This is a genomic window from Rhizobium sp. ERR 942 (assembly GCF_007828395.1).
Classification (GTDB): Bacteria; Pseudomonadota; Alphaproteobacteria; order Rhizobiales; family Rhizobiaceae; genus Rhizobium; species Rhizobium dioscoreae.
Window position 1 is genome coordinate 29,377 of record NZ_VIUA01000014.1, and the last position, 15,616, is coordinate 44,992.

Consider the following 15,616-nt stretch of genomic DNA (forward strand, 5'->3'; position numbering starts at 1 on the left):
GTTCGCTGTAGTCATGCGCTAGATGGTATGTGTAAAGATTGCAATGAAGGGGGTGGGCGTGGGCAGCTTGATATTGGTAAACCATTGGGAACGCATCATTCTGGCTTCCGTCCGGGAATTCTTGGGCGCAGAGGATCTCGCCGCCGCCCTTGAAACAGGACATGATGCTGGCGCGGCGCGGAACGCGGCCTATGAGGCGCTGCGGCGGAGCATGGTCGCAACCATTTTCCTGCACCACTTTGCCGAGGTTGCGGCTAATCGCCAACATCCGGCGCTACACGGCTTGGGCAAGCTTGCCATTTATAAGGAATTGGCGGCCAGAACGCTCGCACCTGATCAATCTCCCCGCCCCGACGACGTTAAAATTCTCGGAGAGGTGGCCGACGCAATCAAACATGGTGAACTCAACGCCAATCATATCCGCCATGTCGCAAGGAATGGACGCGTCATCGAGTGGACCCACGAGGCAGCATCACTGTTTGCCGAAGGCAGCGCTAACGGCGCGCCGCAGATTATTGTGGCGACCGCGGCCGGCAGCCGATCGTTGCGCGCCGTTCTGCATAAAGTCAGCACTACCTGGAGCAACTGGCTTGGCCTCGCGCAGATATAGGGTATGGGCACCGCCCTGCCCTCATCCACCACACGTCAGAGCGAAGGATTCGGCCGGTGCGAGAAATTGAAGATTTCACTGACGATCGACTGAAGGCCTGGTGCATCCACTGTGGCGCGACGATTGCCGATATCGAAAGCAATCGCGACCATGTTCCGACGAAATCGCTGCTGACGAAGATACTTCGAGAACGTGGAGCCGACTATGACAGCGGCGCGGGGGATGAAATGGACTACCTCCCTCAGGTTATCGTCTGTCGGCGCTGCAATTCCAGCTTCTCGCCAGACGAGAATTACCTTCTCTGCGTGCTTCACGCGGTTATGGCTGGAAGCCTTTATCCTGATCCGATGAAGCATCCCGAAGCGGCGACCATTCTGCGGAGTAACCGGCACGTAGTCCGATCTCTTAAGAGACGGCCGGATGGACAGCTTCTTTTGTTCGAAAGCCTGCAGCCGTTCACTCTCTTTCCCGACACCGACAAGGTACGGCGTGTCATTGTGAAGAACGCTCGGGGCCATGCGTATCACGAGATCGGCGAGCCGCTTCTCGAAGCGCCTGATCACGTTGCATTCATACCGCTGGAGCAGTTGAGTCGAGAGCAGCGCGACGCCTTCGAGACTGCCGGTACGGGCGCGGAGCTTTCTGTCTGGCCAGAAGTCGGAAGTCGCATGACCGTCCAGCTGCTCGACGACGAAGCGATGATCGGCGGCTGGATTACAGTCGAGCCCGGTCGCTACCGCTATTCGATAGACTGGTCCGACGCTGTGACGGTGAAGACTGTCATATGGGAGTATCTCGCGACCGAGACACGCTGGGAGCGCTAGATTCCAGCACTCGTGACCCGGCACATTTGCCCCAACTCAACGAGGATGGATATGAAAGCGTACGTGATCGACAGCAATATGCTGCAGTCGGACGAACTCCGCCGTTACTTGAAACAAGACAGCCGCAATCTGGCGATACTTCCGGATTTCGCATGGTACGAACTCTACAAGCAGCAATCCTTGGAAGGGTTGAGACTGGGGCTTTCCGTCGTCGGTGATCATCCTGAGCAGGTGATCCTCCTTCGATCGGGGGGCCATATATCGCGCGTGGATCCGGCGGTCGCTGAGGATCTGAACAGACTGGTCTTCGACGGACCAGAAGGCGAGATCGGCGAACTTGTTCGCCTCGTTAGATCTGACGAACCAATGAACGATCTGGCGGCGGCTCACCTGAACTGGTTATGGGACTGGGCACGAACCCTGCAGCCTTCGTTGATAGAAGGCGCGACGGACGTCGCCCTGTCTTTTCCTGAGATGCAGGAGCAGATGTTCAATCGCCAGGAGATTCGGATTATCAGGACGGCGGGCAAGTACACGGAAAAGATGCTCTTCACCATCTTCGGCGCGGCGCTGCAGATTTGGGAAACTTTGGCAGACCATTACGAAATCAGATGGGAGGGTCTCGACGAAACCGTCGTATGCCGTGCCTATCTCTTTCGGTATGCGCTGGGCATAGTGATCAATCTGCTCTGGTGGATCCGGGGAGGCAGTCAAGCGGTGATGCGCATGGATCGAATGAGCAATGACCTCATCGATCTCGGTTTCGCTGTGTATGCCACGTACTTCGACGGACTTTTCACTCGTGACGAGAAGGCCGCCTGGGTTCATGCCAATCTCGTCGCAGCAATCACAAGCTTTCGCGACATTCACAGCACGGATTGAACTCCTGCCGCACATGCTTCTCAAAGGCCACACGACCGTCGACGGTCGATATCGGAGGCTGATGGCAGGGCCCTAGCCCGGCTGGGGCGTGAACAGCGTCGCTCGGGCAAGGGTCTTTGCTGCAAGCCCCACATACCAGGCATTCATCCGTCTGTCCCAGCTGCGAACCTCGCAGAACGTTTTCCAATCGAACTCGTAGACTGCCAGCAGTTGCCAATCGGGATCAATGCGCACAACAAGCAAATATTCGAACAGCTGCTTCTCCCGGTCATCGCGATCCGGATAGACGGTCCCGGTCTTGCGCGCATCAAGTACACCCTTAATCGAATACCGATCCCCGCGCCGCGAGAGTGCGTCGACATTCTGCGTTCCTGTCGGCGCAGGCTGCAGATTAGGACGACCGGGAGTGCCATTGTACAGAGCGATAGCAAGGCTTTCCGCTACCTGACCGACATTCGACGCAAGCCCACGCCGCTTAAGTTCGGCGGCGACCCTACCGCGCAATCGAAGCAGCGCAATGTCGGCCAGGCTAGCAAGATCATCAGATGAATCTGCCGACAGAGCTGGCAGGCGTTCGTTCATAAAATCTCCTCCGCTTTGGGTGACATACGGGTCTCCCCAATCTCGTCGAATATGGCGCCACTGTTCAAGAAGTCGGTAACCTGCTCCACGAGCTGGCTTTCCGGCAGGCGACCGCGGCCCTTGAGCGCGCATTCCCAAATCCACAGGCTGCGCCAGCCGAGATCTTGGAGAGAGGCCATCGCAGCGGCATCGCGCTCACGGTTGACCGCGATCTTAGCTGACCAAAACTCCGTGCGAGTTGCCGGCATACGAAACAGCGAGCAGGCATGACCGTGCCAGAAACAGCCATGCACGAAGACCGCCGTGCGAAACCGTGGGAAAACTAAATCCGGCTTGCCCGGCAGATCCCTTCGATGAAGCTGGTATCGGAAGCCTCGATTGTGCAGAAGCCGGCGTACTGTCCATTCTGGCGCTGTATTCTTAGCGCGGATGCGGCTCATATTGAGCCGGCGCTGCTCCGGGGTAAGTCTATCCGCCATCGCTCACGGCCGCCTGCTCGAGGCCCACGGCATTGTCCTCAACCAGAGGCGCACCGATCGCAAGATCGGCAGGCACGGCAGGGAAGACAGCTGAGAGCGCGTTGAAGGCATCCGACCCTGCTGACACCATAGCCACGCTGTCCCGGAATTCGTTGGCAAGGCTCGCAACGATCCCTGCGTGGAGAAGACGCTCCCGTTGACGGCCTATGAATGTCATCAGGATTGGCTGAGCGCCGTCATTTCCCGCGACAGACCGCAGCAGCACGAAGTCCTTGCTGTCGAGAAAGGCGCAGGCGTTGGCTGTGATCTTGCGGCCGCCCAGCCGCCAATTCTTGCCGACTTTACCTATGTTCCTCAGTTCCCGGTTGCCGTAACCGCCATAGACACAGATCAAATCTATGTCCGCGCCGCCTTTTTCGAATAGCTGCGCGCTCAGGAGCATTCGCGCAACAGGTGTCGTCAGTGCGATCGCGCGCTGCTTGCTGGTGGCGCTCAGGCGGTGCGCCGAGAAAAGACCCAGGTCCGATTCTGCAAGTGACCTGACAACGATAATCTCATCGCGTCGGCTCATCAGCGACCTGCACCCGCCGCGCACGGCAGCTCCTCTGTTGCAACTCCTCTGGCAAGCTGACTGCGCAGTGTCTGAGCGATCGCGCGCGCGAGCAGCGGAGGAACCGCGTTGCCAATCTGACGGAATGCCGGATTCATCGTTCCGGCAAAGCGGAAGCCATCCGGAAACGACTGCAGGCGCGCTGCCTCACGGACCGAGATCGGCCGCGCCTGCCGGCTATCGTAGTGAATATGACTGTAGCCATCCTTGCCGAGATGCGCGAGGAGGGTGCGGGCAGGCGTGATTGCTTCCATTTTGCGCCACTTGTTCGGAAACTTCCCGGCATCGTACGGAGGCACGAAAGCTGCCTTTAACGCGTCCCATTCGGAACTGCCATATTCCGGACGGTTGCCCTGGGCATGAAGTCGTTCGAGCTCCGCTTCGAACAGGCTCAGCGCATAACGATGGGCCTCCGGATACTGATCGCCCGGCTTCAGGCCGGCGAAAATACGATAGTCACGCGGGAGATATCGGATCACATGGTCACGCACATGCGAGCTACCCTCGAACCCGGACCAGGTTCGCATCTCCTTGACATAGTCGTTCTGCTGATTGTTCCCATCATAAGGGAGCATGGCGTCGAGACGACGCGTGCCACGCCGTAGCGTCCCTTCGGCAAGTAGTTCTCGCGCCATTATCTCCGGAAGATCCCCTATGGCCTGTTGGGTGGTGACCGCGGGGGCCAGGGTTTCAGCAGCTTCCGGAGCGGCCTTGTATGCGCTGCCGCCGTTCGCTTCCGTGAGCAGATCTCTTCCAGTCGCCAGTTTGAGCGCCACAGCGCGCGAACCCTGATAGCCGGAAGGCAAGTCGATCCAGTGTGTCGGTGCGGGAAATTCGATATCGTCCGCAAGTTCCTTGCGGATTGCGATGAGGATCATCCGCTCACGCATCTGTGGCACGCCGTAGAAAGCCGCGTTGAGCAGCGTATAACGAACGACATAATCCTTGCTCGCTAGGACCTCACTGATCTCTGCAGCGAGGTTGTGTCCACCATGATTAAGCATGTCTGGCACGTTTTCGATCACCACGGCGAGTGGTGCGCAAGCTTCTACGTAGGCCAGATACTCAATATAAAGCCGGGCGCGAGAATCATGTCGAAAGGCCTCTGGATGTTCGGCGATCTCGCGCAGTTTTGAGCGCCCGACACGCGCAAAGGCCTGGCAGGGAGGGCCGCCCACGATCACATCGAACGCGCTTGCTGGGGGACCGAGATCGAGCGCCGTGGCAAGTGCAGCTGGCGACGTTGCAGTGATGTCGCGCGGGATACTATGGCGATCTTCGCCATGATGGAAGTTGAGGCCGTGCGAGCGGGCCGCGTCGGGATCATTCTCGACCGCTGCAACGATCTCGAAACCCGCCGACTGAAAGCCAAGCGAGAGTCCACCACAGCCTGAGAAGAGATCCAGCACACGAGGGCGCGCGCCAGCGATTAGCCGCTGGATTTTCTGGCGGATAACTTTCGGATCAATGCTCATGACCGATCACTTCCCAACGGCAGCTCGGCTTGGCCGGCTTTCGTGGCAAGATAATGTAGAACTGCCTGCCGAATCACCCAGGCAGCTGATACATCATTAGTAACGGCCAACGCCTGCACTTGGCGATACACGCCTTCTGGCAATAATACTGTAGTGCGGACGGTCTTACCTGTTGCCAACATTGTGATACTCCCCGACTCCATGCTACACCAGAGCGCACCACTATGCACCACTTTTCATCACGAAGGACGCGGTTGTACAGGATCTGATAACTCACCAAGCTGGCTGGAAGAAGGGCGAAAATCGCGTTCTTATTGCGTAATCTCCGCATTTCCGACCTGTTGCGAGTCGGCGCAAATGCGTTCCACTGTCTGCCACCGGAGGCTGTCTGTTGCGCACTGTCGAGATCACGCCATCACCCCACGCACTGCTCAGATCCCTGCGAGGTCTTGGCTATTCGCCCGAGACAGCGCTCGCTGATCTGGTCGACAATTCGCTCGCCGCTGGTGCGCGACAGGTCCGCATTCACCTTGATTGGCGCGATGGTAATCCGCTCGTTGAAATTCTCGACGATGGTGCCGGAATGAGTTTCGACCAGCTCATTGAGGCAATGCGCTTTGGTGGTGCCGGACCGGACATTGAACGGAAAAATAGTGACCTCGGCCGATTCGGACTCGGATTGAAGACCGCCTCACTTTCGCAGTGTCGCGAACTGACCGTGGCGTCGCGCTGCGAAGGCCTGGTCGCGCGGCTGACCTGGGATGTCGATCGTGTTAGCCAAGGATGGTCCGCCACGGCACCCGATGCATCGCCGTCGGGTGAGTTGGCGACTGAGTTCCGGTCATCAGGCAGTGGCACGTTGGTGAGCTGGAGCCGAATGGACCGACTCGGTGGCCTCTGGGGCCTTGATCGCGATACCTTTAATGAGCGGATCTCTAACATATGCGCGCATCTCGCGATGACATTTCACCGTTTTTTGAGCGCCGAGGCGCGGCGGCTGGCTATCAGTGTCAACGGCCGCCCACTCGCCGCCTGGGATCCTTTTTGCAGATGGCATGATGCAACCATGGCATTGCCGCGTGATATCATTCGCGGTCCTGACGGCACTATTACAGCACGGCCCTATATTCTCCCTCACCGAGACCGATTCACCAGCGAGCGTGAATGGGAAGACGCCGGGGGGCCGGGCGGCTGGGTCGAACGACAAGGATTTTACGTTTACCGTGGCGATCGTCTCGTCTCCGCCGGCGGCTGGCTTGGGCTCGGGGGCGCTCGGGCCTGGACTCGGGAGGAATCGAGCCGCCTCGCCCGCATCGCACTAGATCTGCCCCCCTCAATGGATGAGGCTTGGCGCATCGATATCCGAAAATCTGTTGCTCGACCACCGGCGTGGGCTCGGGGGCGCTTAGCGGGTCTTGGTACAGACTGCCGGCGTCGCGCTCGCGAGGTCTTCGCTTGGCGCGGTGCCGGGGCTGGTGGCAAAGGCCGCCGGAGCAGCGCTGACGGGGAAGCATGGCCATGGGAAGCGCGCAGTGCCAAAGCTGTGCCACGGTATCGAGTACGACGAGACCATCCTGCGGTTTCTGCTGTTGTACAGGCGCTCGGCTCTGAATCGAGGCTGCTCGAAGGACTACTCTCTGCCCTTGAGCTTACCGTTCCGGTCGAACGTATTTGGCTGGACGTGGCCGAGCAGGGTGGCGCAGAGATTGCGCAACCGACAGTCACCGACATTGCTGAAATCGCGGCACCTCTTGCAACCCTGGTACGCAGCATGGATAACATGGCGGATACCGGAGACCGACTCGACTCGGTGCTGCGCTCCCTTGGGATCACGCAGCCCGCGCTACGCGCCGCGGTCATCCGAAAATTGGGGGAGAATTGAGCGATGGATCCGGTCGCACAGCTTGCGAATACTGCCCGCGTTGCACTTGGTCCACGAGCCGGCGACCGCACTTTGGATACGGATGAGATCATGGCCGTGGTGCGCGCTTCGGCCCCGCTCGTCGGGCTGACCACCGGGCACAGTTTCACAGAGGACGAGATTCGGGCAGCAACGCGAGACCTTGAGGCCCTTTTCGTGGTGGCGCAGGGACCGTCGATCCGATTGCTTGGTGAAACGCAGCCGCCACCATGGTATCTCGGCGAGCGTCGTCGACCAGGCGCTTTTTTCTCGCGTTATCTGCAGAAGCTGAATGAGAGCGGATGGGCACCCCGCGCGCTCGAGTCCCTTGAGGAAAGCACGGCTGATGTGCTTGAACTGATAGATGATCCAACTCGGGAGGGGCCGTGGAATTGGCGCGGCCTCGTAGTCGGCAATGTTCAGTCGGGCAAGACCGCTCACTATGCGGGCGTGATCAACCGGGCCGCTGATGCCGGCTATCGCGTAATCATCGTCCTGGCGGGAATGCACAATATCCTGCGTCGCCAGACCCAGCTGCGTCTCGATCAGGACTTCCTCGGGTTCGATACCGCCGGCGTTGCCGGAAGTGGAGGCCGTCGGCCGGTCGGTGTCGGATTGTTGCCGGGCCCGGTACAGTTGGTCGATAGTCTGACTACCTCCCAATTGAATGGCGACTTCAGCCGAACTGTTGCACAAAATTCTAACTTTGCCCCGGCCAATCGACCGTTTGTTTTCGTCGTCAAGAAGAACGGCGCGGTGCTGAAAAACCTCAATCGATGGATCGCGCGACTGCCCGAGGAATCGCGCAACGCGCCACTGCTGGTGATCGATGATGAGGCTGATCAGGCATCACCTGACACGGGTGATCAGGGTTTTCTACCTGACGGCAGCTTCGATGAGGATTATGATCCCAAGCGCATCAACGGCGAGATCCGCAGACTGCTGGGTGGATTCAGGCGCAGCGTCTATGTAGGCTACACTGCGACTCCCTTCGCGAACATCATGATTCATGACGAGCGTGCGGCTGAGGAATATGGCGCCGACCTGTTTCCTTCCTCCTTCATAGTGTCGCTATCCGCTCCGGACGATTATTTCGGACCCCTCGCAGTGTTCGGTCGCGATGACGACGCTGACGCGGTGGGACTGCCGGTCATTCGTCACCTCGACCAAGTCGCTGAGAACTGGATTCCTGACCCACACGATAAGACGTGGCGGCCGATATACCGGGGCGAGGCGCGCGTCCCGCCGAGTCTGGCGGAAGCAATTCGCAGCTTCGTCATCTGCTGCGCGGCACGCGCGGCGCGCGGCCAGGCCAATGCTCACAAAACTATGCTGGTGCACGTTTCACGTTTTCAGGATGTTCATGACCCGGTTCATGCTCAGGTCGAAGGAGCGCTTCGTTCGATCCGCAATTCTATCGCTGCAGCCGATCCGATGGAAATGGCGGAACTGGAACGCCTGTGGCGCGAAGACTTTGAACCGACCACTGAGGCGATGGCATCGTCTGTCTTCGCGCGTTCTTTTCGAAGGGTCGGCTGGGACGAGGTCGCGCTACAGCTTGGAGATGAGGCTGATCGCATTCAGGTCGTGGTATCCAACGGCCGCAGCCGCACGGGCATCGATTATGATGCCGCGGATGCGGCCGGCCAGAGCCTCTCGGTCATTGTCATTGGTGGTGACAAGCTGTCACGTGGGCTGACCCTTGAAGGCCTTTCGACAAGTTACTTCCTGCGCGTCTCCCGTCAGTATGACAGTCTACTGCAGATGGGACGCTGGTTCGGTTATCGACGCGGCTATGCCGACCTCTGCCGACTGTACACTACCGTCGATATGGAGACATGGTTCCGGCACTTGGCCACTGTCAACGAAGACTTGCGGGCGCAGCTCGCACATATGCGCGTAACCGCGGGCACACCCAAACTCTACGGTCTCAGCATCGCCGACCACAGTATCATGAACGTGACGGCGGCGAACAAACGGCGACATGCTGTTCTCCGCCCCGTTACTTATGCTGGCGAAGGCAAGATTCAGACCGTGCTATACCGGGACACCGATACTACGATTGCGAACGCAGCAGCAGTCAACGGCATGCTCGAAGAATTGGGAGAGCCGGAGATCGATCCGACCCGGCCGGGCGGACGCCCGCCAGCCGCGGGGTTCATCTGGCGGAAGGTACGTGGCAACCGCGTCGCCGCGCTGCTTGAGGCCCTCGCATTTCCGCCTGAGAGCAGCGACGTCGATGGGAAACGCATGGCCGCCTACATCGCCACGCAACTTGACCGGGGCGAACTGAGCGACTGGGCCGTGTTCGTACCCGCTGGTGTTGGGGCCACTGTTCAGGTGGCCGGGCGCGACCTACGCAGCGTCCGTCGCTCACCGATCGCCCGCTCGACATCTGCCCGCTTCATCACCAAGTCGATCCTCAGCCCACTCGACGAGGCGATCGATCTTAGCGACGACCAGTATCGCCGCGCCCAGGAAAATACCAATCAGGTGCTGGCTGCGGAGGGCGAGCCGCCCGCTGACCGTCCGGCCGGTCCGTGGATCAGGAGGGTTCGAGGTGAGGATCCGCGTCGCGGTCTGCTCATTCTCTATCCAATCGACCCCGCAGGCGCTGGTCTTGAAGACGGCACCCCGCTCTGGGGTGTAGTGGTAAGTTTCCCAACCTCGCCGACAGCCTCGGCCGAATGGCGTCTGGAAAATACCGTCCAGCAGCGGGCGGCACCATGAGCGTCACTCCTGATGCGACGGCCTTACTGAGGGAATGGAACGATCTGGCTGCTGTAGCCCCGGGTGACCGACTGTATCGCAGCCGACGCCTTTCCCGCCCGGTGCAGCTCGATCTTCGCGCGGGTCTGCGGGAAGCTGATGGTGCCCCTTGTCTCATCGCGTTGCCGGGTAGCACAGGCAATTCCATCGCCTCTTTCGAGACTGCAGGTCTGCGGCTATCCCGGGCTGCGGATCCCGCCGGACCCCTGCTGGTCCTTTCGCTCGAGGAGCCCTCCCGACGTGATCTTTTTGCCGAGATGTGCAGCGACTGCGTTCGCTCTGTCTTGCGCTGGGAGGATGAAGGCGAAACCGAATTGGTCACGGTTTTCGCTGCCCGGCTCGCTGCATGGCGAGCATTTCTGCGCGACCAGGTGAGTGGCCTTTCGAGAAACGAGATGGTTGGGCTGATTGGTGAGCTCTTCGTTCTCGATCGGCTGCTGGACGTGAATGCTAAAGCAGTCGCTGCATGGAAGTCCCCCGATGATGGGTTGCATGACTTCGTGCTTTCAGGTCATGGCCTTGAGATCAAAACCGCGCTTGGCCCGACGCGGCAGATACATATTTCGACGCTCGATCAGCTGGACAATTCCGGTCTTGCCTCGCTGCACATTGCGCACGTCCGTCTGGTGGACTCGGTCGCGGGCAGCACGCTGGGGGAGATCGCTACACGGATCGAACAGCGGCTAAACGGCGAGAGGGCGCGGAGTGCTTTCCGCAATGCTCTTTTACGTCGCGGACTTTTACCCTGTGGCGATATCGAAGTTGGGCCGCGGGTCACCTGCGCGGGGATAGATGCCTACACGGTGAGCAACGGCTTCCCCCGGCTTCTACGAAGCGATGTGCCTCTCGGGATCGCCGAGGCGACCTATCAGGTTGAAGTACGTGCCCTGGTCGGCTTTGCCGTCGATATTGCAACGGTGTTGGACATGTTCGGGGGGACGGCCGATGAGTGAGAATGCGACGTCGGAATTTGCCCGAGCACTGGCGGACGAGGTCGATGATGCGCGTGACGATCCGACAATAGACATCCCGTCGACCGAAGCGCTCTTCACGCGTATCGTTATCGATGAACTAGAGGAGGTTGGTCACTTCGAGGCTGCCTTCGATCTTCCACAGGAGGGAAAGGTCGGACGGTCCTCGTTCCGGATAAGTGGATACGCGATCGACGAGGACGCCGGCCAGTTGACGCTCTTTGCCACCCATTACTCGGGCGATGTGCCGCCGCGCCGGGTTCCAACCTCAGACCTGTTCAAAACTGCAGAGAGGGCCGGCACTTATGTTGCCGCGTGCATTCGTGGTTTGGCGGATCGCATCGAGCCGTCCAACACAGAAGCCGGAGACTTGGCGCGCCGTGTCGCAGCACTTGGCGAACGCATCGATCGCTTCCGGATCGTCGTACTGACCGATGGCATTGCCAGCGGCACTATGCCGACGACCCTCGACAGCCATGGAAAGTCAGTGGAGGTCGACCTCTATGATATAGTCCGGCTGCACAGAGTTCTCGGAGAAGGCCAGACCCGAGCCGATATCGATGTCGACCTTGTCGCTCTGGCCGGCCATCGGATCGCCTGTTTGCCAGTTGCTTCCGGAGCGGGACACTACGAGGCGTTCCTTGCCGCCCTTCCGGGAGAGACGCTGTCGCGTATTTATGATCGGTACGGCACGCATCTCCTTGAGCTGAATGTGCGCGCATTTCTGGGACTTTCCGGGCGCAAGTCGGTGAATGCCGAGCTGCGGCGCACGCTCGTCGAGCGGCCGGAAATGTTCCTTGCTTTCAATAACGGCATCGTCGCAACAGCGGACGAGGTCCGGCTCGAGCGTGAAGGCGGGGCGGTATATCTGACCGGCTTGCGAGGCCTGCAGATCGTCAACGGGGGACAGACCACCGCGTCACTTCACCGCGCGCGACGCAAGGAAAGTGTCGCACTCAGCGCGGTGGAGGTACCAATCAAGATTATTCGGGTCACCGAGGGGAATCTGGAGCAAATCGTCTCCTCGATCTCGCGAGCCGCGAATCGACAGAACACTGTGCAGCAGGCTGACTTTTCGGCCAATGACCCGTTCCACCGCGAGGTGGAGACGCTGGCGAATAACGCGTGGCTCGAAAACGGACGCGGCCGCTGGTTCTACGAGCGCGCGCGAGGATCATGGATTGCCGCTGAGCAAAAAGCTTCTTATCGCACAACTGAGCAGCGCGCCTTTCGCGAGCAGACGCCAAAGTCCCGACGTTTCGACAAGCTCGATCTCGCACGCTATCTGTCCGCGTGGGACGGCTTCCCATGGCGTGTTGCCTTTGGCGGTCAGAAGAACTTTCAGGCTTTCATGCAGCGCCGCAAGGAGCTAGCAGCTCCGCCTCCGGACGCCGGTTGGTTCCGGCGGCTGATTGCACTCATTATCATTTATCGTACCACTGAGCGCCTCGTCCGAACGATGAAATTCCCGGCCTATGGCGTGAATATCGTTGCATATGTTATCGCCGCGCTTGGAGAGCGTACAGGCGGCCGCATTGACTTTGACATTGTCTGGCGCCAACAAAAGCTATCGGCCGACATGGAGGCCCTCATCTCCGCCTGGGCACCGCTGATCGATCAGGCACTGCGCGCCAGTGTGGGTAGCCACAATCCGACCGAATGGTTCAAGAAGGAAGACTGCTGGGCTGAAGTCCGCAATCACCTTCCGACACTGTCGGATCCGCTCCCACCGGAGCTCAACGGCACCTCGACCACCGGCACTTCGGCGGAAAGGCGAGCACCAACTCTCCAGGTAGCTGACTATGACCGGATTGAGGAATGTATGCGCATCCCATCGGCGGTCTGGGTCGCGACAGCTGAGGCGGGGCAACGCAGCGGGGTACTTCATTTCAAGCTCGCCAGCATTTGCATGACTCTCGCCAATTATGCGGCGGGAGGCTGGAGCCGTCGTCCATCGATCAAACAAGCGAGGCACGGGCTGGAGAGCGTCGCCAAAGTGCGCGCCGCAGGCCTGTTCGAGGAGACACAGCGCGAAGTAGGATAAGGAGGCAGTCATCCCGGCCGCCGAGGCGAGCGTGTATCCTTCCAAGAGGTCTATTGGTAGCCTGGTAAGCTTGTTTCGAGGCATTCCAACTGTCCTGCCGCCGGAAGGAGATTTCCTTTTGTTTTCCTGTAAGTGGGGCATTTTGGGTGGCGGCGTCTTCAGCCACCTCATGAGAGGACCGTGCATAAGTGCTTGCTCGACGAGTTCCTGCTGAAACGAGCGGAACAGGCCGAAGTCGGCACGCAAAGCTTGAGACCGAAAACGCAGCCCTTCGTGAAGAGCTGAGCACGACGCTCGCGGTTCGGTGGCTGTCACAACGCCTGCAAGGATTATCCGCGCCCGGGCGACACGCTCTATGGTCCAGTCTGCGTTCCCGGCTATCTCATGAAACGCGATGAGCATCACTGGTTCGCTCCCGCGCGTCTCTTCCAGAAAAGTGCCGTCTATACGTTGGACGCGTGGGAGCATTTCCCGGGAAAGCATGTGGAGTCCGACAGGCTCGTCGAGCACGTGCATCATTTCTTCGCCCTGGATGCGGCTGCCACCGGCAAGGGCGTGGCACTGTCCGAGGAGATATTGGTCCGCGCCGCCATCGCCTTGGGACGCCTGGTCGCGCCCATCGACTTTACGAGAGTAGCCGATGGCTTCCGGGCTGCGGTGATGCAGCGCGCATATCCCCGGCCCGCGATCACTCCTCTGCTGAACTGGCTAGCCGCCGAGACTAGCCGGGATAACATCGCCGGCATTTAGCCCATCGGCCCTCCGGGATGCTCACAGATGCTCAGGATGGCGTGCCATTCGCCGGCCCTCGTCCCGGAAGTTTCAATCAATCCGCAAACTGTCGCGGGTTGCCATGAAATCCGGCTCATAAGTTTTGAAATTGGCCGGTGACGCGGTAAGGCTCAACGCTTGCACCGTGTGTCGTCCGATGGTGACGATCAACAATTGCTCCAGGACGTCCGCCTTATCCTTCAGCACCATACATCGCATCTGCCGAGCCGGAAAGCCGTCCAGCGTCGTGTCTTCCGGCTCCTGACAAGACGACGTCGTTCCCTTCCCAGCATATGCAGCGCGCATGGTATTGGCCAGCGATGCCATCTGGTTTTCCAGCGTGGGCTTATCGCCTTGCTTGATCGCAAGCACGATGAGGTTCAGCACCGCAAGCATCTGTCCCGACTTGTCAACCTTCACCGCCAACCGGTTCGACCCATCGAATTTCTCGCCCGAGTTTGACGTTGGCACCGGCGATTGCCGCAATTCCCATCCTTGTGGCCACGTGATCGAAGAGGCGGCCGCGGCCGGCGCCATCGGCAAAAGCACCATGATCAACGTGGCAGAAAAGGCACGCATAGGCATCGTCTTTAATTCAATGCCCAATCTGTTGGGGCGCCTTAGAGATAAATCTAATGAAGGCTATAGCCGATGCCGCCAGACAATGTCTATTAATCCCGCTCCATCCGGATGGGGGACTGCGCCAATTCGCTTGCTATCTATCTTAAAAGCGCACGGATAGTCTCGGTTCTGTCGCAAACTTTTTTGAAAGGTCATTTGCTGCATGACGCTTGCTCCTTTTTCGTGGGAGTTTGACATGTTCAAAGGCCGCCATTTTGATCGATCCGTGATCTTGCTGTGCGTTCGCTGGTATCTTGCCTAGAATCTCAGCCTGCGTGATCTAGAAGAGGTGATGGCCGAGCGCTACTCGCATGAGCTGCTGGACCTGTTCAACCGACGCAAGAGGAGCGTCACTGGAAAGTGGCACATGGAAGAGACCTACATCAAGGTCCGCGGCCAATGGATGTATTTCTATCGCGCCATCGACAGCCTTGGCGATACGGTCGCATTCTTCTTCAGCGAAAACCGTGACCTGCCGGCGGCCAAACGCTTCTTGCGGAAGGCCTTGCAGCGCCATGGCAGGCCGGAACGTATCGTCACCGACGGCAGCCAGACCAATCGAGGCCATCCGATCTTGCGATCTTGAAAACCGCCTGCGAGATTAATCGAGACGAGCACTGAAGCCAATCAAAATCCTCAAGAGCCAGTATTTCAACAACCGCATCGAACAAGATCATCGGCGCATCAAGCGCCGCGTCCGGCCCATGCTCGGCTTCAAATCAACGAAAACTGCCGAGATTATCCTCTCGAGCATCGAGATGGTTCGTATGATGCGCAAACGACAGGCGACGTTTGCCTACGATCCGACGCCCTCCATTGCCAGGCAGTTCGAAATCCTTGCCGCATGAGCGCCGTCTGACGCTCCACCCGCCTTTGCGACCTCAGCTAGAGTTTGCGACAGAACCAGCTCGATTCCTTGGGCTGCTCATTGCGAAGCATCGAATTGAAATAGCGACAGGTCTGTCGAGCACTGTCGCGCCATCCATCGATGCAAAGTTGTGAGGAATTCGACCCTAAGAATTGAAACGCTCAAGTATTCCGTTCTAGAAAAAAGCGAGGCTCTTGAAGCTCCCTTAGA

At 59.1% G+C, this 15,616-nt stretch carries 13 protein-coding genes and 1 pseudogene; 9 read left to right on the top strand and 5 right to left on the bottom strand.

Annotated elements, in window-relative coordinates:
* Positions 1–58: 58 nt before the first annotated feature.
* The 3 genes from FBZ97_RS32810 to FBZ97_RS32820 are packed head-to-tail and all read left to right on the top strand — an operon-like array spanning position 59 to position 2,316.
* Positions 59–610 carry a hypothetical protein gene (locus FBZ97_RS32810; RefSeq protein ID WP_145324294.1) on the top strand — a complete coding sequence of 184 codons (552 nt, stop codon included), beginning with the start codon at positions 59–61 and terminating at the stop codon, positions 608–610.
* A 56-nt stretch (positions 611–666) separates the two neighbouring features.
* Positions 667–1,434, top strand: coding sequence for a hypothetical protein (locus tag FBZ97_RS32815; protein ID WP_145324292.1), 768 nt, complete (start codon positions 667–669; stop codon positions 1,432–1,434).
* Between the two features lie 51 nt (positions 1,435–1,485).
* A complete protein-coding gene (locus FBZ97_RS32820; protein WP_145324290.1) occupies positions 1,486–2,316 on the top strand; it encodes a hypothetical protein in 831 nt (276 codons plus the stop codon).
* 72 nt (positions 2,317–2,388) lie between these two features.
* Here the strand turns inward: FBZ97_RS32820 and FBZ97_RS32825 are convergent, their stop codons facing one another.
* The 4 genes from FBZ97_RS32825 to FBZ97_RS32840 are packed head-to-tail and all read right to left on the bottom strand — an operon-like array spanning position 2,389 to position 5,462.
* Entirely contained in the window at positions 2,389–2,898 is a 510-nt protein-coding gene (locus tag FBZ97_RS32825) for a hypothetical protein (protein WP_145324288.1), read from the bottom strand.
* Positions 2,895–3,377 carry a very short patch repair endonuclease gene (locus tag FBZ97_RS32830; RefSeq protein ID WP_145324286.1) on the bottom strand — a complete coding sequence of 161 codons (483 nt, stop codon included), beginning with the start codon at positions 3,375–3,377 and terminating at the stop codon, positions 2,895–2,897. The genes FBZ97_RS32825 and FBZ97_RS32830 overlap by 4 nt, the downstream gene beginning before the upstream one ends.
* Positions 3,367–3,948, bottom strand: a complete 582-nt coding sequence (locus FBZ97_RS32835) for a hypothetical protein (protein ID WP_145324284.1) — start codon at positions 3,946–3,948, stop codon at positions 3,367–3,369. Before FBZ97_RS32835 ends, FBZ97_RS32830 begins: the two co-directional genes overlap by 11 nt.
* Complete coding sequence (locus FBZ97_RS32840) at positions 3,948–5,462, bottom strand: DNA cytosine methyltransferase (protein WP_145324282.1); 1,515 nt, start codon at positions 5,460–5,462, stop codon at positions 3,948–3,950. The genes FBZ97_RS32835 and FBZ97_RS32840 overlap by 1 nt, the downstream gene beginning before the upstream one ends.
* A 391-nt stretch (positions 5,463–5,853) precedes the next feature.
* Between FBZ97_RS32840 and FBZ97_RS32850 the strand changes: the two genes are divergently transcribed.
* The 5 genes from FBZ97_RS32850 to FBZ97_RS32870 all read left to right on the top strand — a co-directional run bounded on the left by FBZ97_RS32850 (position 5,854) and on the right by FBZ97_RS32870 (position 13,896).
* Positions 5,854–7,344 carry an ATP-binding protein gene (locus FBZ97_RS32850; protein WP_145324280.1) on the top strand — a complete coding sequence of 497 codons (1,491 nt, stop codon included), beginning with the start codon at positions 5,854–5,856 and terminating at the stop codon, positions 7,342–7,344.
* A 3-nt stretch (positions 7,345–7,347) separates the two neighbouring features.
* On the top strand, positions 7,348–10,092 hold the full coding sequence (locus FBZ97_RS32855) for a Z1 domain-containing protein (protein WP_145324278.1): 2,745 nt from the start codon (positions 7,348–7,350) through the stop codon (positions 10,090–10,092).
* A complete protein-coding gene (locus FBZ97_RS32860) occupies positions 10,089–11,084 on the top strand; it encodes a PD-(D/E)XK motif protein (RefSeq protein WP_145324276.1) in 996 nt (331 codons plus the stop codon). The genes FBZ97_RS32855 and FBZ97_RS32860 overlap by 4 nt, the downstream gene beginning before the upstream one ends.
* Positions 11,077–13,146, top strand: a complete 2,070-nt coding sequence (locus FBZ97_RS32865) for an AIPR family protein (protein ID WP_145324274.1) — start codon at positions 11,077–11,079, stop codon at positions 13,144–13,146. Before FBZ97_RS32860 ends, FBZ97_RS32865 begins: the two co-directional genes overlap by 8 nt.
* Positions 13,147–13,530: 384 nt before the next feature.
* Positions 13,531–13,896: a hypothetical protein gene (locus FBZ97_RS32870; RefSeq protein ID WP_145324272.1), complete on the top strand. Its 366-nt coding sequence runs from the start codon at positions 13,531–13,533 to the stop codon at positions 13,894–13,896.
* Positions 13,897–13,968: 72 nt separating this feature from the next.
* On the opposite strand, the gene FBZ97_RS32875 is transcribed toward FBZ97_RS32870, so the two are convergent.
* Positions 13,969–14,454 carry a DUF4946 domain-containing protein gene (locus tag FBZ97_RS32875; RefSeq protein ID WP_186449587.1) on the bottom strand — a complete coding sequence of 162 codons (486 nt, stop codon included), beginning with the start codon at positions 14,452–14,454 and terminating at the stop codon, positions 13,969–13,971.
* Positions 14,455–14,734: 280 nt separating this feature from the next.
* On the opposite strand from FBZ97_RS32875, the pseudogene FBZ97_RS32880 reads away from it, so the two are divergent.
* Positions 14,735–15,386 (top strand): annotated as a pseudogene (locus FBZ97_RS32880) (IS6 family transposase).
* Positions 15,387–15,616 lie beyond the last annotated feature (230 nt).